Source organism: Pseudoalteromonas sp. MMG007 (assembly GCF_018100985.1).
Taxonomy (GTDB): domain Bacteria; phylum Pseudomonadota; class Gammaproteobacteria; order Enterobacterales; family Alteromonadaceae; genus Pseudoalteromonas.
This window is the reverse complement of sequence record NZ_JAGJEI010000014.1, coordinates 57,238-81,284: the sequence shown is the minus strand read 5'-3', so window position 1 is coordinate 81,284 and position 24,047 is coordinate 57,238. Positions and strand designations below refer to the sequence as shown.

16 protein-coding genes and 1 pseudogene are annotated in these 24,047 nt (G+C 39.7%); 8 read left to right on the top strand and 9 right to left on the bottom strand.

All coding sequences use genetic code 11. The features are described 5' to 3' along the window. The 5 genes from J8L71_RS15120 to J8L71_RS15100 are packed head-to-tail and all read right to left on the bottom strand — an operon-like array spanning position 1 to position 7,061. Positions 1-1,245: an ATP-binding protein gene (locus J8L71_RS15120; RefSeq protein ID WP_211001263.1), complete on the bottom strand. Its 1,245-nt coding sequence runs from the start codon at positions 1,243-1,245 to the stop codon at positions 1-3. Next, positions 1,232-2,587 carry a sigma-54 dependent transcriptional regulator gene (locus tag J8L71_RS15115; RefSeq protein ID WP_247655328.1) on the bottom strand — a complete coding sequence of 452 codons (1,356 nt, stop codon included), beginning with the start codon at positions 2,585-2,587 and terminating at the stop codon, positions 1,232-1,234. The genes J8L71_RS15120 and J8L71_RS15115 overlap by 14 nt, the downstream gene beginning before the upstream one ends. Positions 2,588-2,599: 12 nt before the next feature. Further along, complete coding sequence (locus J8L71_RS15110) at positions 2,600-5,104, bottom strand: ABC transporter permease (RefSeq protein WP_211001262.1); 2,505 nt, start codon at positions 5,102-5,104, stop codon at positions 2,600-2,602. After that, complete coding sequence (locus J8L71_RS15105; protein ID WP_211001261.1) at positions 5,101-5,793, bottom strand: ABC transporter ATP-binding protein; 693 nt, start codon at positions 5,791-5,793, stop codon at positions 5,101-5,103. Before J8L71_RS15105 ends, J8L71_RS15110 begins: the two co-directional genes overlap by 4 nt. An 11-nt stretch (positions 5,794-5,804) precedes the next feature. After that, positions 5,805-7,061: an HlyD family efflux transporter periplasmic adaptor subunit gene (locus J8L71_RS15100; protein ID WP_193226755.1), complete on the bottom strand. Its 1,257-nt coding sequence runs from the start codon at positions 7,059-7,061 to the stop codon at positions 5,805-5,807. Between the two features lie 806 nt (positions 7,062-7,867). On the opposite strand from J8L71_RS15100, the gene J8L71_RS15095 reads away from it, so the two are divergent. Next, positions 7,868-9,046, top strand: coding sequence for an efflux RND transporter periplasmic adaptor subunit (locus tag J8L71_RS15095; protein ID WP_211001260.1), 1,179 nt, complete (start codon positions 7,868-7,870; stop codon positions 9,044-9,046). A gap of 12 nt (positions 9,047-9,058) precedes the next feature. Next, positions 9,059-12,190 carry an efflux RND transporter permease subunit gene (locus J8L71_RS15090; protein ID WP_211001259.1) on the top strand — a complete coding sequence of 1,044 codons (3,132 nt, stop codon included), beginning with the start codon at positions 9,059-9,061 and terminating at the stop codon, positions 12,188-12,190. Positions 12,191-12,279: 89 nt separating this feature from the next. On the opposite strand, the gene J8L71_RS15085 is transcribed toward J8L71_RS15090, so the two are convergent. Beyond that, a complete protein-coding gene (locus J8L71_RS15085) occupies positions 12,280-12,732 on the bottom strand; it encodes a cytochrome c (RefSeq protein ID WP_211001258.1) in 453 nt (150 codons plus the stop codon). 225 nt (positions 12,733-12,957) lie between these two features. Between J8L71_RS15085 and J8L71_RS15080 the strand changes: the two genes are divergently transcribed. Further along, positions 12,958-15,297, top strand: coding sequence for a S8 family serine peptidase (locus J8L71_RS15080; RefSeq protein WP_211001257.1), 2,340 nt, complete (start codon positions 12,958-12,960; stop codon positions 15,295-15,297). Between the two features lie 11 nt (positions 15,298-15,308). Next, positions 15,309-15,842, top strand: coding sequence for a hypothetical protein (locus tag J8L71_RS15075; RefSeq protein WP_211001256.1), 534 nt, complete (start codon positions 15,309-15,311; stop codon positions 15,840-15,842). 74 nt (positions 15,843-15,916) lie between these two features. Here the strand turns inward: J8L71_RS15075 and J8L71_RS15070 are convergent. After that, a pseudogene (locus tag J8L71_RS15070) lies at positions 15,917-16,385 on the bottom strand (DUF2721 domain-containing protein). 408 nt (positions 16,386-16,793) lie between these two features. Further along, positions 16,794-18,584 (bottom strand): hypothetical protein, encoded by a 1,791-nt coding sequence (locus J8L71_RS15065; protein ID WP_211001255.1) that lies wholly within the window; start codon positions 18,582-18,584, stop codon positions 16,794-16,796. Between the two features lie 288 nt (positions 18,585-18,872). Here J8L71_RS15065 and J8L71_RS18570 point away from each other — a divergent pair, with 288 nt between their 5' ends. From J8L71_RS18570 to J8L71_RS15055, 4 genes are all read left to right on the top strand, one after another. Beyond that, the gene (locus J8L71_RS18570) at positions 18,873-19,073 is read left to right on the top strand and encodes a transposase domain-containing protein (RefSeq protein WP_247655327.1); all 201 of its coding nucleotides are present in this window, start codon (positions 18,873-18,875) and stop codon (positions 19,071-19,073) included. A gap of 303 nt (positions 19,074-19,376) precedes the next feature. Then, positions 19,377-19,535, top strand: a complete 159-nt coding sequence (locus J8L71_RS18565) for a hypothetical protein (RefSeq protein ID WP_247655326.1) — start codon at positions 19,377-19,379, stop codon at positions 19,533-19,535. A gap of 218 nt (positions 19,536-19,753) precedes the next feature. After that, positions 19,754-20,260 (top strand): transposase, encoded by a 507-nt coding sequence (locus J8L71_RS18560; RefSeq protein ID WP_247655325.1) that lies wholly within the window; start codon positions 19,754-19,756, stop codon positions 20,258-20,260. A 48-nt stretch (positions 20,261-20,308) separates the two neighbouring features. Then, positions 20,309-22,501, top strand: coding sequence for a S9 family peptidase (locus J8L71_RS15055; protein ID WP_211001254.1), 2,193 nt, complete (start codon positions 20,309-20,311; stop codon positions 22,499-22,501). A 49-nt stretch (positions 22,502-22,550) separates the two neighbouring features. Here J8L71_RS15055 and J8L71_RS15050 read toward each other — a convergent pair whose 3' ends face one another. After that, positions 22,551-24,038, bottom strand: coding sequence for a HAMP domain-containing sensor histidine kinase (locus tag J8L71_RS15050; RefSeq protein WP_211001253.1), 1,488 nt, complete (start codon positions 24,036-24,038; stop codon positions 22,551-22,553). Between the last annotated feature and the right edge of the window lie 9 nt (positions 24,039-24,047).

Here is a 24,047-nt window from a genome sequence, read left to right as displayed (position 1 = left end):
CTATAAAGTGCTGCCTTGCGGAAGCTTAATGGTGATTTGTGCGCCATGTTCGGTATTCGCTAACTGTAGCTGGCCGTTGTGTTTTTGGACAATATCATTACATAACGCTAGGCCAAGTCCATGACCGGTTTTTTTAGTGGTGTATAAAGGCTGGATTGCGTGCTCTAGATTAGCAAAGCCTGGGCCGTTGTCGGTTAGCTGCAATATATGCATATCCGCTTGTGCAAAGCTGCGAAATGTAATGTGTGGTTTATCGCCACCGGCTTCGAATGTATTTTTAAATACGTTAATTAATAGTTGCTCAATCAGTATTTTATCAGCAAAGCATCGTGACTCGCCAGCAAAATTAAGTTGAACGTTTTGCTCGGTTGCATTGAGAGTCGCTAAAGTTTTTAAGTCAAAGTATTGTGGTTTTGCTACGGGCAAGCGGCTTAATTCTGAGTAAGCTTTTATAAACTGCAGCAGTGACTCACTGCGTGATTTTACTCGCGTTAATACTTGCCTTGTTTGTTTTTCATTTAATGCCTCTGCGCTTAGTAATGTATCGGCCATTGAAGCCATTGGAGTGAGTGAGTTATTTAACTCATGCGATAAAATGCGAATTAAATCTGCTTGGGATTGACGCTTTGCATCTTGTAATTGATGACCAATATAACTGGCGGTAATGAGTGTTTGCTTTGCGTCGCTTAGCGCGATTCGTTGCACTTGCCAGTCACGGCTTAATTTAGCATGGCTGCATTGCTTATTATTAATTGTAAAGCCGCATTCGGTCATGGTCATACCCCGTAGTAGAGGGGTTTTAAGTTGCTGATACATTGGATGATTGAAAAAAATAAGCTGATCTTGCTGGTTAAACAAGGCAATTGGGTGTGGCCAATGTTGAAATAGACCGTCGATCAAGTGCGTTGATTGTGGGGATTGCTTGTTAAAGAGTGTTTCAATTTGTGCACCGAGTGTGGTCCATGGTGAGCTTGAATCTTTGTAACTCAAACTAAGGTTGCTTTGCCCTTGTTGTTTTGCATCAATGTAGGCTTGTAATTGAGCAACAGGTATAAAGTAAGCGTTAAATAACCTATAAATGCAGATAATGAGCAGGTAACTTAAGCAAATAGCCAGCGTAGTCGTTAGTAGAACGTCTTTGCTTAACTGGTGAATCCAGCCGGTGCTTGGCACTATGATAGCGCAAAAAATAGCTGCTAACGTCCTCACTACTTTCGCTTTATGGCTCAATTTAAAGCGACTCATCAAATCCCTCTAGTTGGTACTTTTCCATCCGTCGGTACAGCGCATTACGTGAAATACCTAGGCTTTTTGCCGCCGCAGTTATCTGCTGATTATGTTGCTGTAGTGCATCAGTGATTCTTTGTTTCTCAAGCTCTTCGAGTGTGAGTTGTGGAATTGATTGATCTTGATTTGTTTGGCTATCCAACATTATATTAGATAGCTCGATAACGTTGCCGGTGCTAATCAACATTGCGCGCTCTATCACATGGCTTAGCTCGCGAATATTACCCGGCCAGTTATAGTTGCATAACAGTTTTTCAGCGCTTTGAGATAATGTACAAGTCGGCTTGCTATACTTGCCAGCAAATAGATTAATAAAATGTGCGACAAGTGGTAATATATCGTCTTTTCTTTCACGCAGGGCTGGGAGTTTAATTACAAAGGTATTTAAGCGGTAATATAAATCTTGACGAAACTGCCCGTCAGAGATAGCAGCGCTCAAGTTTTGGTTCGTGGCTGCAATTAAGCGTACATTAACGAGTTCACTTGCATTTGCACCAAGCGGTGTAAATTCACCTGTTTCAAGTACTTGTAATAATTTAGGCTGTAAATGAAAGGGTAATGTGCCTATTTCATCCATAAATAAAGTACCACTTTTAGCGCGACTAAACGCGCCTGTTCGGTCTTGTTTAGCATCGGTAAACGCGCCTTTATGATGACCGAATAGCTCACTTTCAAATAAAGATTCTGCAATCGCCCCCATATTTAGGCTCACAAGCGGTGCTTTATTGCGCGTACTTAATTGGTGGATACGTTTCGCTAGTTGCGATTTACCGGTGCCGTTTTCACCTAAAATTAATAAGTTTGCGTCAGTTGGTGCAAGTTGTGTAATGAGTTTATCGAGAGATTGCATTGCGCTTGAGCAAGCTATCCAATCACTTTGTTCAATCTGAGATGAAATAGGCTCAATATGATTCGCTATTTGGGCGAGTAATTTCTCTTTTCGCCATGGTTTTTCGATAAAGTTTTTAGCACCACTTTGTAATCCGGTAACGGCAAGTTCAATATTTGCCCATGCAGTCATTAATATAACGGGAATATTTAATGGCTTAATTTTCGCAAGTAGCGCAAGTCCTTCCTTACCAGAGGTAGTATCGCGGGTGAAGTTCATGTCTAGTAACACCAACGCAGGCGTTACCCGTGAGAGTAATTGCATACATTGCGCTGGTCCATCAGCTTCAATCACACGATAGCCTGCTTGTTCTAAAAGTAGCGACAGGGCAAAGCGAATATCATCGTCGTCATCAACAACTAAAATAGTATGTGGGGTCATCGTGGTTGTAATGGCAGCGTCTGCTGCCATCTCCTTAAAAGTTTACTGCTCTCTAAGCGCGCGCATAGGGTCTGCGTTAATAATACGCCATACTACCAAAACAATGGCAATAAAGACGATAGCAATCAATAAACTAGTGAAAATTGTTAATGCTTGCCATGAAAATGCAGGCAGTATAGGAATGGCATTTTGTAGTGCTAAATAAATACTGCAAGCTAACGTGATTGCTATCGCCAGCGCACTGAGAAGCAAGCCATTAAAGCTTTTTAACGTGCGTTTCATTAGATTTATACGGCTTGCACCAGTTGCCATGCGTATCGCAAGTTCAAAGCGTTTTAATTCTGTAAAGCTCATTGCCATACCATTACTCCCAACAGCTGCAAGTAGCAAAGTTAATAGCGATAACGCACTAATAAAATAAAACTGTACGCGTTGTGGCATTGTTTGCTCTTTCCAGCGTTCGTCTAATGTACGCGCATTTACCTCAATTACTTGTGGGTGAGCATATTGAATTGCTTGCATAATGGCATTTTTATCAAAGCTTTGCCCAGGTGGCAGCTGCATAGCAATATTAATTACAAAATCAGCATTATCGTGCGAATAACTGTAAAACATAGTCGGATAGCCTTGCTCTTTACCCATCATGGTATAGTTGTCTGCAATTACGCCAATAACTTGTTTATCAGATACTTCTTTACCAATTACTGATTCAATTGTGCCATCTGTGGATAATTGCTTTGCAAAGGTTTCGTTGATCAATGCAACAGGCTCTAAATTTTGATATTGCGCTTGGCTCATATTTTGCCCTGCTAGCAAATTGAGTTTATAGGTTTGTAAATAATCAGGTGCAATATTAATTGTCATGTAGGTAAAGCGCTCTTGTGTTTGCTCATCCTCAGTCATATTTATGACGGTACTAAAACTAAAGGGTTCTCCTTCGCTTTGTAGCGGGGTAATATTGGGTTGGACTTGAAGTATGGCTTGCTCAAGTTGACTTTTTATTTCCAATGCCCCCTGATAACGTTGCTTAGTTTTTTGCTCTGCGGCTTCGGGGTTTTGTGCTGCTTGAGCTGCCTTTTCCTGCATTTCTGCATTGTTTAAAATTGCTTTTTCATTACTTTGTAGGCGTACACTTGCAATGAGTGTATTACCTGGTTTAAAACCTAAGTTAATATTTAGCTTATCGTAGGCGGTATTTGCCAGCATAGCGGTACCGGTTAAAATAACCGCAGCAGAACTTAACTGTGCAATAAATAATACGTGGCTAAGGCGGGTTGCTTTACCTGCATTAACACCTTTATTACCGTTATTAAGATTACTAATTAACTGTTTTTGATCAAACTGACGGGTTGATAAAAATGCAAAAAATAAATTTATGACCATCACAATTGAAACCGCTACAACAATCGTTATCGCATCAACTTGCACGAGTTCAAGCATCGCGATATTACCACCACTAATGATAGGTAGTAGCCTAATAAGCCAAGCGGCACCTAACAACCCTAATACTGCGGCAAGTAAAAAAGTGCTCAGGTTTTCTAAAAAGCTCATTACTAATAATTTGTTACGTGATGCGCCCATACATAACTGTGTGGCAAATTCTTGTTCGCGTTGTTGGTAATGGGCAATAAATAGATTTAGTAAGTTGAGGCTTGCCATAACGAGCAAGATGACCACTGTGGCTAATAAAAACAACAGCATGGTTTGCTGATCTTCCATCAAATTATCGCGGTATAAGGTTGCTGAACTTTCAGGGTTCATGCTCTCAAACATTTGCTTCATAGGGCCAAGTTGTTCGCCTTGGTCAAGGTAATACTGTTGCCAAAAGCTCTCCATGTCATCGGCTGTAAATGCATGTTCTGTTTGGCGAAATAGGGGTTGTAGACTGCCATCAATGGTCATTTGTGTTGGCATTGCAGCTTTTTCGGCTAAATCATAATAGCGCCAAACCTGTTGGGCATATTTTTCATCGTTGTCTGAATTAAATGATGAGAAGTCGCTAACCACTCCGCGAATTTGCAAAGCTTCGCCGTCTATTTGTAATGTTTGACCAATTGTATTGACACTTTTTTGAAGTGCGCTTTGCCATAAGCTTTCAGAGATCCACACCGCATTTTGAGTATTTACTTTGTTTGGCTGCTCTCCTAATAACAGGTTTCCTGCGACCATAGACATAAAATTATTACTGGCATCAAAATATGACACTGGGTAACTCGTTTCATGCACTTTGACTTTACTTTTACTCGCTTGATACGCAGCAAACTGGCCATACCCTTTGTATTGCTCAGCTAATAGAGCAAGTCGCTTGGTGGTAAACATTGAAACACGCATGTCTTTTGAAACCGACATAGTGCGATTAATCGTATACAAGCTTCTTTCGTTTTTTATATCAGGTAAAGGTTTAAAAATAAGATGACTACTCATGGCGACAACAGCAAGCACGGCAGCCAATGTTAAACTTAATGTAAGTAAAATTGGCAGTGATAAACGTGGCAATGTAAAGAGTCGTAAAACACCGTGGCGTAATGCGCGAAGATAAAAACTCATACTGTAGCCTCCTGATGTTCAACTAATATTTTGCCATCAAATAAGCGGATTTGACGCTGCGCCATCTGACTGTAGCGTTCGTCATGCGTCACCATAATTACGGTGGCACCTTGGTTATTTAAATCGAGCAATAGTTGCATAACGGCATCGCCATTTTGGCTATCTAAGTTGCCTGTCGGTTCATCTACTAGCAGTAAATCAGGGTTGCCAACTAATGCGCGCGCAATTGCAACGCGTTGCTGCTGCCCACCAGAGAGTTGACTTGGTTTATGGTCTAATCGTGCACTCATGTTTACCGCAGCTAATTGCTGCTCCACTGCGGCTTTTATTTCTTTGCCAGATGCGCCACGGTGTTCAAGCGGCAATGCCACGTTTTCAAATACAGTTAAACTATCAATTAAATTGAATGACTGAAATACATAACCAATGTGTTTGTTACGTACGCTAGAGCGTTGATCAACCTTAAGATTGAGGGTATCAATGTTGGCTAATTGATAGTGACCATCAGTAGGGGTATCCAGTAAGCCTAAAATACTGAGCAAGGTTGATTTACCGCAACCTGATGCGCCTGAAATGGCGATGAATTCCCCTTTATTTATAGTTAAAGATACATCTTGTAGGGCATGCGTTTTCACTTGGCCTTTGCTGTACACTTTATTGATATTATTAATTGTTACTAGTGTGGTCATGGGGTTCTTCCTTAAAGGTTAGTTGTATCTAGGGCCAAGTGGCTGTAAGTATGCCACTGGCTTAAATCATTTGTGATAATTTTTTCACCCGCAATGGCGCCGTTAGTGATGAGTAAGTTCGTGCCTGATAGTTCACCAAAGGTTATTTGCTGTTGCTGTAGTTGTGCTTGGTTGGGAATGTGTTTATAGAGAAGTTGCGCACCAAGAGGTTTTAAACCAGGCTCTTGACTCACATACAGTGCATTCTCTTTACGCTCAACAAATATCAATGCATTGACCGGTTGTGCAGGGCGTAGGTTTGCTGGTAACGGTTCTCTCAGATGCACTTCAGCAACAATAAAGCCGTTTTCGACCACTGATGTAAGTTGTTTAACCGTGCCTTTTAGTACGCCATTAGAATACTTTAAGTCAACTGCAGCACCAATTTGGATACGCTCAGCAATACGCTGTGGAATATTTAGTTTTGCCATTAGTTGTGTTTTTGAACCAACACGCGCCATAGCTTGACCTTGGTTTACTCGTTGACCAAGCTCAATATCTAAGCGCTGTAGTGTACCTGCAATTCCTGCTGTGATTGTTAATGCCGCGACTTTGTTACTAACTAAATCGACTTGTTTTTGTTGTTGTGTTAATAGAATTTTTTGTTGCTCAAGCTCTAATTTATGCATTTCTTTTTGTTTTTCAAAGCGGTAGTTTGCAAATTCTAGGCGCTTTTTAAGTTGATTATATTTAAGAATGGCGCGTTCTAAATCAATTTTTGCAGCAATACCTTGATCTGATAGGCGCTGATTTACGTCAACATCTAACTTAGCACCTTGTATCTGACTATCAATATCAGCAAGTTCGGCTTGGAAGGTGAGTTGCTCGTTTTGTTTTTTAAACTTAAATGCAGCAAATTCAGAGTGCATACGCTCGAGCTTGGCTTGTGATTCAAACAGTTGTTGTTGCAAATCGGGGTTAACTAACTTTGCGATAACTGTATTTGCTTCTACATCAGCACCGGCACGTAAATAAATTTCACCCACTTGACCAGTTGCTGGTGCACTGAGCAGGCGCTCATAACGTGATGCATATTGACCATACACAGGTGTCATAATGTCAATATCACCTTGTTGTACAGTAACCATATTGAGCGTGTTTGCGCTGAGTTTGGGTAGGGTGGGTTTTATTGTAAAATAACCGATACATATGACGACTAACAGCGTTGCGATAGTCAGCACTATTTTTAATTTGTTCGGTTTTGTTGTTTGGTCAATATTTATATTCATTATCTACTCATCACTTTGATTGATACAGTCGTTAATGGAAGTTTAATGCCAAGTTTTAAAATGCTTATATTTCAAAGTTTTATATATTCCCCTGGTGCTTTGAAATAAAGAGGTGTTCGATATCGAACACGCCGGTGTTCGGTTATGAATAACGGTTGTTGGCCCTAGGGCGTGTTGATCTTTGTGGATTGAAATTTATTCAATCTAGGGGCGATTTAATCGCGGCGCGAGGTTTGTAACCTAGTGGGCTAAGTAAAAACCAAGCAACAAAGAGTCAATCGTCCCTAGAAAGAACCCAAAGGGCAGCGCATGTTTGGTTTTTATGCTGCGTTATCGCCTATTTATGGGGAATAACCACACTTCATAGGCTCTGCCTTGCCTAAAAACCAAACACACTGCTGCAAATTCAACCACCAAAGGTCAACACGCCCTAGTTCAGTAAACAGGCGTAAGATAAGTAATCAAAGCTTTGGTTAAGCCGATTTAAACGTTAAGTGCAAAGGGGGACTTGCTCATTTTATTTAGATTTTTTTCATATTTGTTAATTTAATTGGACGGTACGTAAACTAATTTATTTGACATAGTTTAGTGAAATTATTTAGGTTTTTATCTTAAGCTTCTGATGTTAAACACTTAAAATTTGTTGGTAAATATAGTGATGTGGATTAATTATTATCTTCATGTGATTTTTATTACCTTAATCTTTCAAACTGACTGTGTTTGCAACAGTTGCTTACAAATGTCACATTAATGTTTTATCTAGCTCTGTTATTATGGCGTTAATAGAAATTTGGGGTAATTAGGATATGCAAACAAATTCACTTAGATGGGTTTTCCCATTTGTAGCGCTGGCCATAGGTATTGTTGGCTTTATGGGTGTTAATGCTATAGCGCAAGAACCAGAGCAAAAGAAGGCGGTAGATACGCGCCCTACGGTGCAAGTTGAGCCTGTAGCAGCAAACGATCATCAAGTAATTATAAATAGCTATGGTGAGATAAAGCCGCTTGAGAACACGCAACTTTCGGCGCAAGTGTCGGGTGAAGTATTAAGTTGGCACCCTAACTTTGTTGCCGGTGGTGTGGTTGCTCGTGGTGAAACATTATTCACTATAGAAAAAGATAACTATGAAGCTGCAGTACTTGTTGCTGAGGCTGATGTTGCTCGAGCACAGGCTGCACTTATTGAAGAGCAGGCTCAGGCTCAGGTAGCCGAAGACGAAGCAAAGCGTTTTCCTAGTAAAGCGCGTACCGATTTATTTTTACGTAAGCCGCAAGTGTTAAGTGCTCAAGCTGCAGTTAAATCGGCGCAAGCAGCTTTAAAGCGTGCGCAACGTGATTTAGATAATTGTGAAGTGACAGCGCCATACGATGCTTTAGTGGTTAGCCGTAATGTAGGTGTTGGTCAGTTTGTTACTATGGGCTCACAAGTTGCTGAATTAAATAATATTGAAACCGCTGAAGTGATCATTCCTATTGCAGGGTTCGATAGCGTGTTTTTACCAGAGCGTATTAAAGGCATTACCGCTACCGTGATTCAAAAAGGGCTAAACAGCTTTACGCGCGAAGGGATAATAGACCGTGATTTAGGAATTGTAGATAGCGCTACACGTATGAGCAGTTTAGTTGTGCGTATTGAAGACCCATATGGTTTAAAAACAAAACAACCTACTATTAAGTTTGGCAGCTACGTACAAGTTAATTTTGCTGGGGCTACGCTTAATAATATTTACCGCTTGCCGCAAGCTTTAGTGAATAACCAAACCGTATGGGTAGTAAACGAAAGCCAAGAGCTTGAGCCACGTAAAGTAACGGTTATTCGTGAAGAAGGTGAATACTTTTATATCAGCAGTGGTTTAAATGCTGACGACCAACTCGTTACTACTTTACCTGAATACCCACAAAAAGGGATGCAGGTTAAAATTGCAGGTGTAGCTGCAGCACCTGAAAGCTCAGAGTTGAGCACCTCAAATACGCAACAGCTGTAAGGTGTATTAGACATGAGCGAATTAATACAAAAAAAGCAAACAGGACTCATTGCCTACTTTGCTAATAACTCGGTTGCTGCAAACTTAATGATGTTTTTTATCATTGCTATGGGTTTGATTAGCTACTTCACTATTCAGCGTCAAATGTTTCCAAATATAGAAGTTAACTATATTAACGTTGAAGCTAATTACCCGGGTGCCTCACCTCAAGAAATAGAAGAAAGTATTCTTATAAAAATTGAAGAGTCACTTAAAGATATAACCGAAATTAAAAAAGGTGTGTACCGTGCATTCAGAAACGGCGGCACTGCAAGCCTTGAAATAAACACTGATGCAGAGCTTACCGATGTACTTGATAAGGTAAAATTACGTGTAGATGGTATTGCGACTTTTCCGGCAGGTATGGAACCGGTCACCATAAGCCAAGTTGAGTTTAGACAAGATGTAATAGGTATGACACTTGTTGCTGATTTACCGCTTACTGAGCTTAAGCCTATTGCTAACCAAATAGAGGATGAGCTACTACAACTGTCCAATGTTTCACTCGTTGAAAACGATGTACCGCTTGACGAAATAGCAATTGAAATAGACCCAGATACGCTTCGCCAATATAACTTAACACTCAGTGATGTGATGGATGCGGTGCGTCGCTACTCAGCTAACTTTTCGGCAGGGCAACTAAAAACAGATTCAGGTGTTATTTCTGTTCGAGTAGAAAACCAATTTTACTCGGGTGAAGAGTTTAGACATATCCCGGTAAAAATTGGTGCTAATGGCGCTAAAGTATTATTGCAAGATATAGCCATTATTAAAGACCAATTTACTGAAGGTGAGCGCTACTTTAAATTTAACGGCGAAAATGCCGTTTATATGTCGGTTAAAGCAACGCAAGAGCAAAATATAATTCCTGTGGCCGATTCGGTTAAGGCATTTATTGATCAAAAAAATAAGCAGCTACCGCCAGGTATTAGGTTAGAGCCATTAATGGACATGACATATTACCTAAATGCACGCCTCGATATGATGAAGGCTAACTTGTTTCAAGGTGCAATTTTAGTGGCTATTATGCTGTCGTTGTTCTTGCGCTTTAAACTTGCATTATGGGTGATGATTGGCTTACCCGTTTGTTTTTTAGGGGCCATGATGATGATGCCGCTATTTGGTATTAGCATTAATATTATTTCGTTATTTGCGTTTATTATGGTGCTCGGCATCGTGGTGGATGACGCCATAGTAATAGGCGAAGCCGCCTATACCGAAGTGGAAAAAAATGGTGGTGGTGTCGAAAACGTCGTACGTGGTGCAAACCGCGTAGCAACTCCAGCAACGTTTGGTGTACTAACAACCATTGCTGTATTTGCACCGTTTACGCTTTCAAGCGGCCCAGAAAGTGCCTTTTTCTATGGTATAGCTGTTGTAGTTATGCTGTGTTTAGTATTTAGCCTTGTAGAGTCAAAGCTTATATTACCGGCTCATATTGCACACACACACTTTTCACCGATAAAAAAAGGGGGCTGGCGCGATCGCTTCAATACTCGCTTTTTTGGGTTTGTAAATGGCCCTTATAAACGTTTTATTGCAAAATGTGTAGATTGGCGCTGGACGGTGTTATTTGCCTTTATTGCTATGTTTATAATAAGTATTTCGCTTATTACCTCCAACAAAGTACGCACAGTACCTACGCCTAAAGTACCGCACGATTTTCCGCAAATACAAGTTGAAATGAATGACAATGTTTCTGACTTACAAACTATTGCAGCTATTCGTGAAATAGAAGCCATGGTACTTAGAGTCGATGAAGAAACCGAACGTGAATTTGGCCAAAAAATTATTCGTGATGTGTTGGTATTTAACCAAGGCAGAACTGAGTCGCAATTACTTGCGCCTTTAGTTGATGAAGATTTGCGTCCGTATAATGCATTTGAACTTTCGCGTCGCTGGCGTGAGGCTATGCCAACTATTGCCGGTATTAAGTCGTTAACTATTCAAGATGATGTTGGTGGCGGCGGTGGCAACGGCGGCGGTGAGTTTGGTTACTTACTGTTTGGCTCTGACATAGATACTTTAAATCAGGCAGGTCGTCGTTTTATTCAATTACTACAACAGCAAAAAGGACTGTTTGATATAAGCTCAACGATTGATCCTGCGAGCAAAGAAGTGCAAATGAGCTTAAAACCGGTCGCTTACGATTTGGGTTTAGATTTGGCAAGTATTGCTAATCAGGTGGGGGCCAGCTTTTATGGTGGTGAAGCGCAGCGCGTGATCCGAAACGGGGAAGAAGTGCGTGTAATGGTGCGCTACCCTAAACTGACTCGTGAAGCATTTTCATCGCTTAAACACACCGTTGTTACTACCCCACAGGGGCGAGAAGTATTACTTGGTGATGTTGTAGAGCTAACCGAAACGCCAGGTATTAGTTATATTCGCCGTGAAGGTGGTTACCGTACTGTGTATGTTTATGGCAATATTGATGAAGAGCAAATTGAACCTGGTGAAGTAGTTAAGCAGGTAAAAGAAAACTTACTGCCACAACTTAAAGAAGAATACCCAAGCGTTAAATCAGAACTTGGCGGTGCAATTGAAGAGCAGCAAGCTCAAGCAAATGAGCAATTACTATTTTTTGCCGGCGGTATGATTTTAGTCTACATATTACTGGCTGTGCCGCTTAAGAGTTATGCGCAACCGCTGATCGTAATGTCAGTTATTCCGTTTAGCTTAACGGGCGCTATTTGGGGCCACTTTTGGTTTGATTTAGATATGAGCTTAATGTCGGGCTTTGGCTTAATTGCAGCTGCAGGCGTAGTTATAAACGACTCCCTAGTAATGACCGACTATGTAAATCAAGTTCGCCGCGAAGGGGTTAGCGTTAAACATGCGGTAATAGAAGCCGGTTGTGCACGCTTTAGGGCAATATTGCTTACCTCAATCACTACCTTTGCTGGTGTATTGCCTATTATGTTTGAAACGAGCTTACAGGCTAAATTTGTAATACCTATGGCGGTAGCATTAGGTTTTGCGGTTATGTTTGCAACGTTGATAACACTAATATTAGTGCCATGTTTATATATTATTTTAGGTGACATTGGTGCGGTATTTAAGCGCCCGTTTAAAGGGCGTTCTGCAAAGGCACCAATAAATAGTTAATAGACATTAAAGTAAAAAAAGCCCTGAATGGTTAACCGTTCAGGGCTTTTTTATTATCTTTTTCATGCAGCTTAAATACTGCAGTAAAATTAATCTTTAAATTGTTTATGACAATCTTTACAGCCTTTAGCCCATGCGCCAAAAGCTTTACCAATTACGGCTTTGTCGCCTGTTTGCGCTGCTGCAGCTAGCTTATCTGCATTTGCAGCAAAGACATTAGCTTTTTCAACAAAGGCTGCGTTTTCAGACCAAACTGCGGCAAGTGCTGCTGTATCGCCTTTATCTGTGCCTTCGTAAAACGCCTCCCAAGGCATTTTAGAAAGAGCGGCTGCGTTATTAGCACGCATTTTAAACTGCTCTGCATCAAACGGCACTTTGCCTTTTAGCATAGCGCCCATGTTACCAATTTGTACTGAAATCATTGAGAACGCAGCTTGACGGTATTCAATAGCATCACTTGGCTCTTTAAAGGCAGAGTTTGCTGATACACTAAGTGCGCATGTAGCTAATGCTATTGTTGCTAATAATTTATTTAATTTCATGTTTGCCCCTTTTAAAGTAACTGTTAATCCTGTTCTATATTAGCTTCTTTGAAAGCTCAAGTTAATATATGTACTTAATAAGTGTTTCTTTAACTAAGCATACAATGATTACCATACCGTTACATCTATTGTTTTTATTGTTAATGACTGTAAATACATCGTTGTTATTTTGATTAGTGTTGTGTAACGTCTTCCCATCATAAAAATAATTAACAAAGAGAGTTTATGAAACATAATATTTTTAAAATGTCAGCATTGTCTGCTGCAATAGTGGTATCACTTTCTGGTTGTGGAAGTAGTGATGACGATAATAAAAGTAGCGTACCATTAGTTACTGATGTAGCGCCTAAAGCGAGTGATGTAGCTATTGTAGATTTAAAACAATGGCTCCCTGTTACTGCTGAATTTAAAGCCAGCGATAACGATGGCGATGCACTTACATTTAGCTTCACTGAAAATGGTGAAGAAGTGGTTGCAGAAGATGGCGTATTCACATTTAGTCACGGTACTTTAACTGTACAGGGAACATCATTTACTTATGTTCCAATGACGGATGGTGATGTAGTTATTGATTACACTGTAAACGCAAATGGTAAAACGGCTTCTGCGCAAATAAATATTTCAGGAGTTGTTGGTGACCCATTAGCAAATCAACAATGGCACTTAAATAATACAGGCCAGAAAGCATACTCATTAAGCGATGAAATGAAGCAGGGCTTAGCCAATTTATATGTAAATCTATTCGGCGATACCGAAGAAGAGGCGCAAGCAAGTGTTGATGCTAGTTTTGCGAATGCAGAAGCTACAGGTTTGGTTGCTGGTGAAGATATGAATGTAACAGCCGCTTATGCTCAAGGCGTTACAGGTGTTGGTGTAACTGCTGTTGTTGTTGACTCAGGTATGGAAATTCGCCATGAAGATTTAGTAGATAACGTATTACCAAATCGTTCTTTAAACCTTAACGCTGAAGCTCTGGATCGTACAGATCCTACAAGTACATCAAATAACGGTGACCATGGAACAAGTGTTGCCGGCTTAATTGCAGCAAAAGGTTGGAATGGCAAAGGCGGCCGTGGTGTGGCACCTGATGCAGGCTTAATCGGTATGAACTACCTTGGTGGAGAAAAAGTACCACAAACTGATTTACTTGCACATGGCTTCCCTGGTAGTGGTATTAGTACGTCTGAAAGTATTTCAGCGTTTAACCGTAGTTACGGTATTACGTTCCCTGCATTCTTTGGCTATTCAGAACTAGATGAAGCAATTGAATCCTACCCTAACCTGAACCTTCGTGATGGTAAAGGTGCGCTAAATATGAAATCTAGCGGTAACTCATTTGTTGATGGCGACAGAGAGGGCTCGTTTTGTACTGATAATGGTGCAAATGACTTAGGTTTAACTTGTTACAATGGCGCATTTGAGCCAAGCCAAGGGCATCCTTATTACTTGAGTGTTGCTGCAGTAAATGCGAACGGGAAGCATACTAGCTATTCTACAGCGGGTGCTAACGTAATGGTATCGGCTCCAGCGGGTGAATATGGTCGTTTTGCTCCTGCAATGGTAACTACAGATCAAATGACGTGTATTAATGGCTATTCAGGTTTCAATGGTGGCTCTATTACAGCTTGGGCTGCAGCTTACGGTGAAGAGTTTGCTGCAAGTCAGTATCCATTTAACTACCCAGGCCATGCAGACAATGCGAGCTGTAACTATACTTCAACATTTAATGGTACATCATCTGCTGCGCCAAATGCATCGGGTGTAGTATCGTTGATTCTTTCGGCTAATCCTGATTTAACATGGCGTGATGTTCGACATATCCTAGCATCAACAAGTACTTTAATTGATGCAGATAATACTGCTGTTAAATTAGCAATTGGTGAAGGCGAGTTTGTTGCTCATGATGGTTGGGTTGAAAATGCTGCAGGTTATAACTTCAACAATTTGTATGGTTTTGGTCGTGCAGATGCTGGAGCTGCGGTTTCTATGGCTAAATCTTACGATGTTGCTTTAGGTGAGCAAGTTATTACTCAATGGAGTGGTGTTGGTTCAGCAGTTGCTGAAGATGCGCTTATGCTAGAAATTCCAGATAACAATGCGATGGGCCTTATACAAGAAATTGAAGTGGCTGAAGAGCTAAGCATTGAAGCAATGCAGTTTAAGTTTGATGTAAGTAATGCAGAAATGGGCTTAGGTTTAAGCGATGGTACACAAACTTCAGCCGGTACAGATTTAGCTATTGAAGTTACATCACCAGCGGGTACACGCAGTGTATTACTGTCTTCTAAGCAAGCGATGCTATACCCAGCATACAATACTTCAACTGGGTTCAGTAGTGGGTATATTTTAAAAGATGCTGTAATGCTTTCAAATGCGTTTTATGGTGAGTCGACTAAGGGTACTTGGACAGTTCGTTTACTTGATACAAGTGCAAATAGTTATGCATTTAGTGATGCTCCGGATAATATTTTTGGTGGTGTAATAACGGGTATTACTAACAATAGCTCAGCGAGTATTTTAGAGGGTGTGTCTTTACGCGCATTCGGTCACGCAGGTCAAGAGTAAGGATTATCAAAATGAAAATAAATAAATTAATTGTATTAAGTACCGCTGCGTGTATTTCTTTAAGCGCTACCGCAAACACAAGCTTTGATGAAAGGCTTCAATTACCAAAAAAACAAGTGTCTAGTGTTAAATATACTAAAGCTGACTTTGGTTCTTATAAGGTAGAGAGAAATTTGCGCCTAGTGCCTTCAAGTGTTGCTGCCGATGAGCATGTAGTTATGAAAAAAGGCGATATGGCAGTTGTAAATGCTGCAAGCACATCTGATTTAGTAACTAAAGGAACTTTAGTTCGCAACGTTTTAACCAATAGCTTAAGTTCTTTATCAGGTAATATTACGGTACTTTTAAAAGATGGTATTACTGCTAGCGATATTGCTGCAGCAGCTGGATTAAAAGTGGTGTCTGTATTTCCTGGTACTAAGATTGCCGTTTTAGCAGTGAATGATGAACAAGATATTTTAGTTGCAGCAGGGCAGTTAAATGCTTCAGGTTATGCTAAAGAAGCTAGAATTGAAGTACTAGAGACGATTTATACTGCGCAATAAGTTATTTTATTAAATAAGCTTATTTAATAAAAACCCCGAGTAACATTAGTTACTCGGGGTTTTTTATGAAAAAATTAATCATTTATATCAATATCTGCAAATATCATTCCTCGGCGCATACTTCTGGTAGCCAAAAACACTTCTCCAAGTAGTGAAATAAATGCACAAATGAGTAACGCCATGGCAGCTACAAAACAACAAGCAATGGTCACGCTTAAGTTTATAGATTGGATATGTGATAAAAATAAGAACATAACCACAGCACATACAAGTAATGCGCTTAATACACTTAAACTAAAAGCAATATGGATACATCGGGAGCGCTTTAATAGTGCACGTAATTCCGTGGCAAGTGTCTTGTTAAAGTCTTCATCGATACTGATTTTTAGTTTTCGTTCAAGCTGGCGAGCTCGGTCTGTTATGCGTGCTAATCGATTAGATAAAACCCCGAGAGTGGCTGCAATACCAGTAATTAAAAATACAGGGGCGACGGCTGTTTATAACTTTAGCCATCGTTAATATATTGATTACGCCGTTATTCATAAGTTTCTTGTTTAGAATTATTATTTTTTATACGGATAAGAACAGTAATATAAAAATAGAATTAGCAAAGCTAAGTATCTGTTAAAATATGAAGCGAATTAATTTTATAAATTTTTGCATTTATAAAAACCTAAGTGCAATATTGAAATCATTTCACTATGGCGTTACATGAACTCTTATTTTTGAAAGTTACAGAGCTATATAATCAAAATACCACTATCATTTTGAAGTTAGGCTATAAGGTAATGACGAATAAAGCGAACAACATTGTACCGTAGTTTGGGCGTTTGATAATAAAACAGTTTGTTTAATACTTCAATTTAACTGAAATATACAAATTACTACTAGTCTAAAATAGTAATTATTAGTTCAAGAGATTGCCAAAGCAATCTCTTGAAGAGGTTTAGCTTAAAATGTTGGTAAACCCTCATCGCACTTTGGAGGATCAGGTAAACATATATAACCAGCTGGTGCCCTACCACCTATTGGACATGCAATTGCTCCTTTAATACCAGGTGGAAGAGCTATTGGTAATGGAACATGACATACTACCGGTGGGTCAAGTCTACCACCACCACTTGAAGTAATATGAATCTCTTTTTGTGTGTATGCTCCACTTTTATGCCTTACTTTAATATTATGATAGCCTTGGCTTAGCGTTTTTGTAGAAGTATTGGTATTGCTAATATTTGATATGTTTTTCGTGCCTTCATTACCCCAATAAATAGTAAAATCTTGATGCTTTGAATTGAGTTCGTTTGCTATACAATTTCGCAATGAAGTTTTTAATGTAACTGTGTTGCCACTAATTGTTGCTTTGATTAATGGAGATAATGCAGTACTCGGATTTAGTAAATCCTTGTAGCCTAAGTTGCTGCGATAAAACTGCTTATAATTACGGTCTGACTTGTGCTGTAAGAATTTTGTTTTCCAAGTTATTCCCGCACGGATATCGGCACTTAGTAATCCAGCTGTTACGCGCTCATTTTTAGAGTCCCCATCACCATCACCACATTTATTTCCAACGTAGCCAAATAGCTTTAATGGTAAAGAAGGCTGTAAGCCAACCTCTGCATAGACTGATCCCCAATAAAGACGACCACGAACAGCTGCGTTGATGTAGGGTTCAATTTCAGCTTTTGCGATAACTTGGTAAGCCAAGTTAGTGCTATTTAAAGCTTGATCTGAGTTATTGAATGATTCACTTTGTTTTATACATTTTTTCTTATCACATACATAGCTAAATGTGCCTTCACTTAAGAATGGCTTAACCATTCCTATTTCACCTTGTGCTGAAAGTTTTAGATCTCCTGTGCCTGCACGTACATAAGTTTTTACATCGACTTGCACAGGAATAAACCCGACCATGAAATAACTGTCGTATACTTTGGCCTGAAAAAGCTCAAACTCCTTTCCTTTCAGTGTGTGCTCTGCTTTACCGTGTAATCCTAAAGTGCCCTCAAAACGATAGTTTAGTTTTGCATCTAAAAAATCTATACGCACTTTATATTTAATTCCCCACTTTTTTTTGTAGCGGTATTCAACTTTTGCTGTAGTATCGGCTTTGACTGAGCCGATAATATCCATTCCCACTGAGCCGTAAGTACCTCTATACAATTCAAATTTTTTATTAATATCTTTGTTTATACTTTTTTGATATTGCTTTGAGCGGCATTTGTATTTTCTAGGGCATGAATTACCATATCCGCTGTTTATGGAGTTGTTATCTGAATCGTCACTAACTTCCAAGCCCCACTTCGCAATATATGCATCGGCTTGAGATTGAGAGGATATTGCATCCGCTTCAGCATCTATTATGGTCAACATGCCGGATGATAAATCGTCAGCATAACTGACAGAGTTCAATGGAGTGCTATTTCGCTGGCTGAAACTTAATGGAGAGTTATAGTCATTTGCTGTTTCTTGGTAAGCTTCAAAAGAGAGGCTTGCATTATTATATGCATTTTGCGCTCCTAAGGCTGAATCAATAAAAAAAAGTTTCTTTTTTATTGCTCTTCCATCCGTACTTATATACTCAATTACCCTAACTTCGTAGCCTTGTTTATCTAACGAACCTTGTATTGTTGAGTTCCTAACATTGGAGGAGTTTTTTGGCGCTAAATGGTCATTACTAGCTATCGCTTGAAATGAAAGCAATAAAGTTGCTACTTTTAGGATTGTAACGCTAATTTTCTTCACTTTTTATTTTTCCTTGTTAAAAATGAGTGAAGGATGGTACCCCCTTTAGGAAAGGAAGTATATAAGATGTTTAATTGTTGTTTATTTGCTGGATTATGGTGTAACTATTTTGTAATGCTTGCGCTCTAACTCTTGCGTCGTTGAAAGCAAAAGTAAGCTTAAAAACGTCTACGAATTAAATAAAGGGAGCTTCGGCTAATGCCGTTCAGTTAAGAAATATTTTAATGAACGGTTGACCGATCTTTTATAGATGTAAGAATCCGATGAGCATTTGCCATCGGATTTTTTATGAATATTAAAACAGCTTTAGATACCGCATTTAATGCCAGTACCCAATTTCATTCGCTTGAAAATCTCTTATCACTTCTGGATCTATCTATTATTGATGAGGCTTTTGTTGAAGCGGGAGTCGCAACCGTCAGAAAACGTCGCTTACCGCTTGAATCGGTGATGTGGTGCGTCATGGGAATGAGCCTTTTTCGGCAATAATCTGCATGGAATATTGTACTAAAATGGATAATTCGCTTCCCGGTAAAGCGCCGCTAATAGCGCCAAGTGCGATGATTCAGGCGCGACAGCGCTTAGGAACGAGGCCGTGAAGCAATCCCTTAAAAAGGCGGCTCAACATTGGTATCAGCAAAATAAATTCGAAACATGGAGCGGTCTGAATTTGCTGGGTGTAGATGGTGTCATTTGGCGAATGGCTGATACCCCGAAAACCATAAAAAGTATGGCTCTGGCAGTACTCAACATGGTGATACTGCATTTCCTCAGATCCGCATGGTGTGTCAAATGGAACAGACAAGCCATCAACTTACCAATAGTGCGTTTGATAATTACAAATCCAACGAGATGGTGCTAGCTGAGCAGTTAATTGAAGACACGCCAGATCACACACTGACCTTGTTTGACCGTGGTTTTTACTCATTAGGCTTGCTGCATCTATGGTAAAAAGCGGAAGAAGAAAGGCACTGGATGATACCGGCAAGAAAAGGACTCCAGTTTGATGTATTAAAAAGTTATAGCCGTGTAGATAAACAGGTAAGGCTGAGAACCACACTAAAAGCGAGAAAGAATTTCCCCGAGCTGCCGGACGAGATTGAGGCACGGCTAATTACGAAAAAAGTTAAAGGGAAGAGTGTCGGATTCTTACATCGCTTACCGATGCAATGCGTTACTCCAGTGACGAAATTGTAGACTTATACAGTCACTGCTGGGAAATTGAGTTAGGATATCGTGAAATGAAACAAACGCTACTGAACAGTGAATACACGCTTAGAAGCAAACGCCCAGACATGGTTGAGCAAGAGTTATGGGGGTTATTGCTTGCTTATAACTTGATAAGAGTGGCTATGACTGAAGCGGCTATACGCAAAGGTATCTGGCCAAATCAACTAAGCTTCAGCGGGTGTTCAAGCGCGGTTGTGGCATTTCTACTTACAACAGGATTTACAAGTCCTGGAAAGCTCCCCGTGCTGTATGAAAATCTCATCAATCAGCTAACTTATTACGAGCTTCCGACAAGGCGGGAAGATAGGCTATCCCCTCGGAGGGTCAAACCCAAACCAAGTAAATATCTCACCAAAAAAAACACCAGTCAGCTTAACTGGCTGGCATTGGAGCTTCGGCTCCCTTTTTACATAGCTTCACAAACTAAATCACACCGTGCTTTATAATTAGGTATATTTAATATTACCAATAATAACAACGACTGAGATTTATAAATGTTCCGTTCTTCATTCACACTAGCCGCGTTATCACTAGCTGTTTTAGCTGGGTGTGACAAAGCACCACAAGGTACATCTACCGATACTTCAATAACCAATACTATGCAAACACAGCAAGCACCAAAAACAGTTAATGCAGTGGCGCCTATCGCTAAAAAAGTACCTCACGAAATGACTATTCATGGCGACACGCGTATTGATGATTACTACTGGCTACGTGATGACGAGCGCAAAGCGCCAGAAGTTATTAGTTATCTTGAGGCTGAAAATATCTACACAGATACCATGCTTGCACATACTAAAACACTCCAAAGTGAATTATTTGAAGAGCTAAAAGGGCGTATTCAAAAAGATGATGACTCAGTACCAGTAAAAAGGGGGGACTATTTTTACTCAACACAAACACGTGGTGATAATGAGTATGCAACGTACCTTCGTAGTAGCGACTTTAACGGTGCTGATCAAGAAGTTATTTTAGACGTAAATGAACTAGCTAAAGGCCATGACTATTATAATGTAAGTGGTTTAAATGTAAGCACTAATGGCAATTTAATGGCCTATGGGGAAGATACTGTTAGCCGACGAGTTTACACAATAAAAATAAAAGACTTAAATACAGGTAAGTTGCTCGAAGACACACTTGAGGGAACGAATGGTGGCGTTATTTGGGCAAGCGATAATAAAACGGTTTATTACATAAAAAAAGATTTACAAACTTTACTTGGCTATCAAGTTTATCGCCATACGCTAGGTACATCTCAAAGCGATGATGAACTAGTTTACGAAGAAACTGACACCAGTTATTACACGGGAATTAGTAAAAGCAAAGATGGCACTGAAATTTATATTTGGCACAGCAGTACTGCGGCATCAGGTATGTCAGTGTTAAGCGCTGATGATGTAAGTGCCAAGCCTAAGCGTTTTATTGAGCGAGAAGCAGACCTTGAATACAGCATTTCTAAGTTAGGTAATACGTATTACATTGTCACTAATCTAAATGCGGTTAATTTTCAGCTTATGAAAGTAGACGTTGATAAAGCGCATGATAAAGCGAACTGGCAAACAGTGATAGCGCCACGCGAAGAAGTGAAATTAGAAGGTATTGATTTATTTAAAGATTATCTAGTTTATCAAGAGCGAGAAATGGGGCAGTCTAAGTTGATTGCTCGTAATTTAACAACGGGTAAAGAGCTGCCGCTTAGTTTTAATGATAGTGCTTATACAATTGCAGCTTATGGTAACAACGATATAGACAGTGACACATTACGTGTTTACTACACGAGTATGACTACACCAGGTACATCTTACGATATTAACCTTAAAACGGGTGATAAAACGCTTCTTAAGCAGCAAACTGTCTTAGGTGACTTTAATGCTGATAATTATGCGTCTGAACGTATTTTTGTAACGGCTCGCGATGATATAAAAGTTCCGGTAAGCTTAGTTTACCGAAAAGATGCATTTAAAAAAGATGGCACTAACCCATTACTGCAATACGGTTATGGCTCGTATGGCGCCACTATGGATCCTACTTTTTCTAGCTCACGTTTAAGTTTGTTAGACCGTGGTTTTGTATATGCTATTGCCCATGTACGTGGCTCGCAAATGTTAGGCCGCCCTTGGTATGAAGATGGCAAATTACTCACTAAAAAGAATACCTTTAACGACTTTGTTGATGTAACTAAATCATTAGTTGCACAAGGTTATGGCGCTAAAGATGAAATATTTGCTTACGGCGGCAGTGCTGGTGGCTTATTAATGGGCGCGGTAGCAAACCAAGCACCTGAGCTTTATAAAGGCATGGTTGCCGCTGTACCGTTTGTTGATGTAGTTACCACCATGCTTGATGCGAGTATTCCACTTACTACCAATGAGTATGGAGAGTGGGGTAATCCAAATGAAAAAGAGTATTACGACTATATGCTTTCGTATTCGCCATACGACCAAGTATCCAAACAAGCATATCCAAATATGTTAGTTACAACCGGTTTGCATGACTCACAAGTTCAATACTTCGAGCCAGCTAAATGGGTTGCTAAGCTGCGTGATTACAAAACAGATGACAATAAGTTACTGTTCAAAATAGATATGGAAGCAGGGCACGGTGGTGCTTCTGGCCGCTTTAAGCGCTTAGAAGATACCGCACTAAACTATGCATTTATGCTTGATTTAGCGGGTATAAAAAAGTAATTGATCTTCTATTTAACACCAGTAGATTAAACTCATTAAAAGGTGCTTTTTAAGAAAGCACCTTTTTTTGTGGTAAATTAAAGCTAAACATAGTGCCTTTGCCAATTTCACTTTGCACGTATATTTCGCTATCCATAAGCTTTAATAATCCTCTGCAAATAGCCAGCCCTAAACCACCTTGCTGGCGTCCCTCTTTATTAGAATTACTTGCTTGATAATGGGGATCAAAAATAGCATTCAGCTCATCTTCTTTTATACCTACGCCAGTATCTGATACATGCACAAACAGTTGGTTATCGTCACTGCGTTTTACATGTATGCCAATGTTGCCTCCACGATGGGTATGCCTAATGGCATTATCTATTAAGTTACTCAATACTCGCTCTAATTTTGCTATATCAGCTACTACTGGGAAATCGCATATAGCAGGCTCTACAGATAAGTTAAGCCCTTTCTTTTCGGCGGTAATACTAAACTTAGCAATGCAGTCGTAAATGAGTTCACCTAAATTAAATGTTTCTTTATGTATGTTTATTTCGCCATTTTCTAAGTGCGCAAGTTCAAATATTTGCTCTATGAGCAATTTAAGCTGTCCGCAATTATTAAGTGATACCTGTAAGTACTCTTGCTGTTCTTGAGGGCTCAACTTATCTTTTGACTGGTTTAATACCTCTAAAAAACCTTGCAGAGAGGCAAGGGGGGTACGTAAGTCGTGAGATAAATGTGTTAATAAAACTTTGCGCTGCTTGTCGCCTTGCTCTAGTGCTTTAAATTGCTCATTAATACGAGTAAGCATAGCTTGAATACTGCGCCCTAAACTATGTACTTCGTTACTTTTTTGCGTTGAGTAGTTACTAAGCTTTGTGTCTGTAAGGCTATAATTAGCGGCTTCAATATTACTTACATCACGGGCCAATCGTTGAATAGGATTGGTAAAAAAGCGCAGTAAAATAAGCATTGCAATGAGTAAAAATGCAAGTGCAGATCCAAGCCATAAAGCAGCTAGCCATAGCTTGTCATTATTTTTAATGGTGTTTAAAGACGTGTCGTAAGCTTCGCCCCCAATAATTACATATAAGTATCCTTGCAGCTTATCGTTATTAAACACAGGGGCGACTGAAAATATTTTTTGCTGCTCTTTATTTCGTGGATTATCACCATAAATTGGCGCTGCATCTGGGTTATTAATCAGCTTTTTTAAGGGTGCTAAATTAATATGAGTACGTTTAACTTTGCCAGGCTCTGCTGAGTAAGTAAGAATTTTGCCGTTATCATCTACAAAATAAAATTCAAATGCGGGGCCTAATAGCATTAAGGTATGAAAAAGGTTTTCGAGTGCTTTGTAGTCGTACACCCCTTCTTTTATTAGTGGATTATCTTGTACTAAGTGCTCGGCAAGCGCCAAATGTAAGTTTTGCTCAGCATGATGTTTTGAGGTGAGCTCCAGTTGTTTGCTCCAGCTGTAAACTAATGCGCAAATAAAGCAAAATATAACAACTAACGACACTGCTAATTTTTTATACAAAGATAGTTTCATTATTAAAGC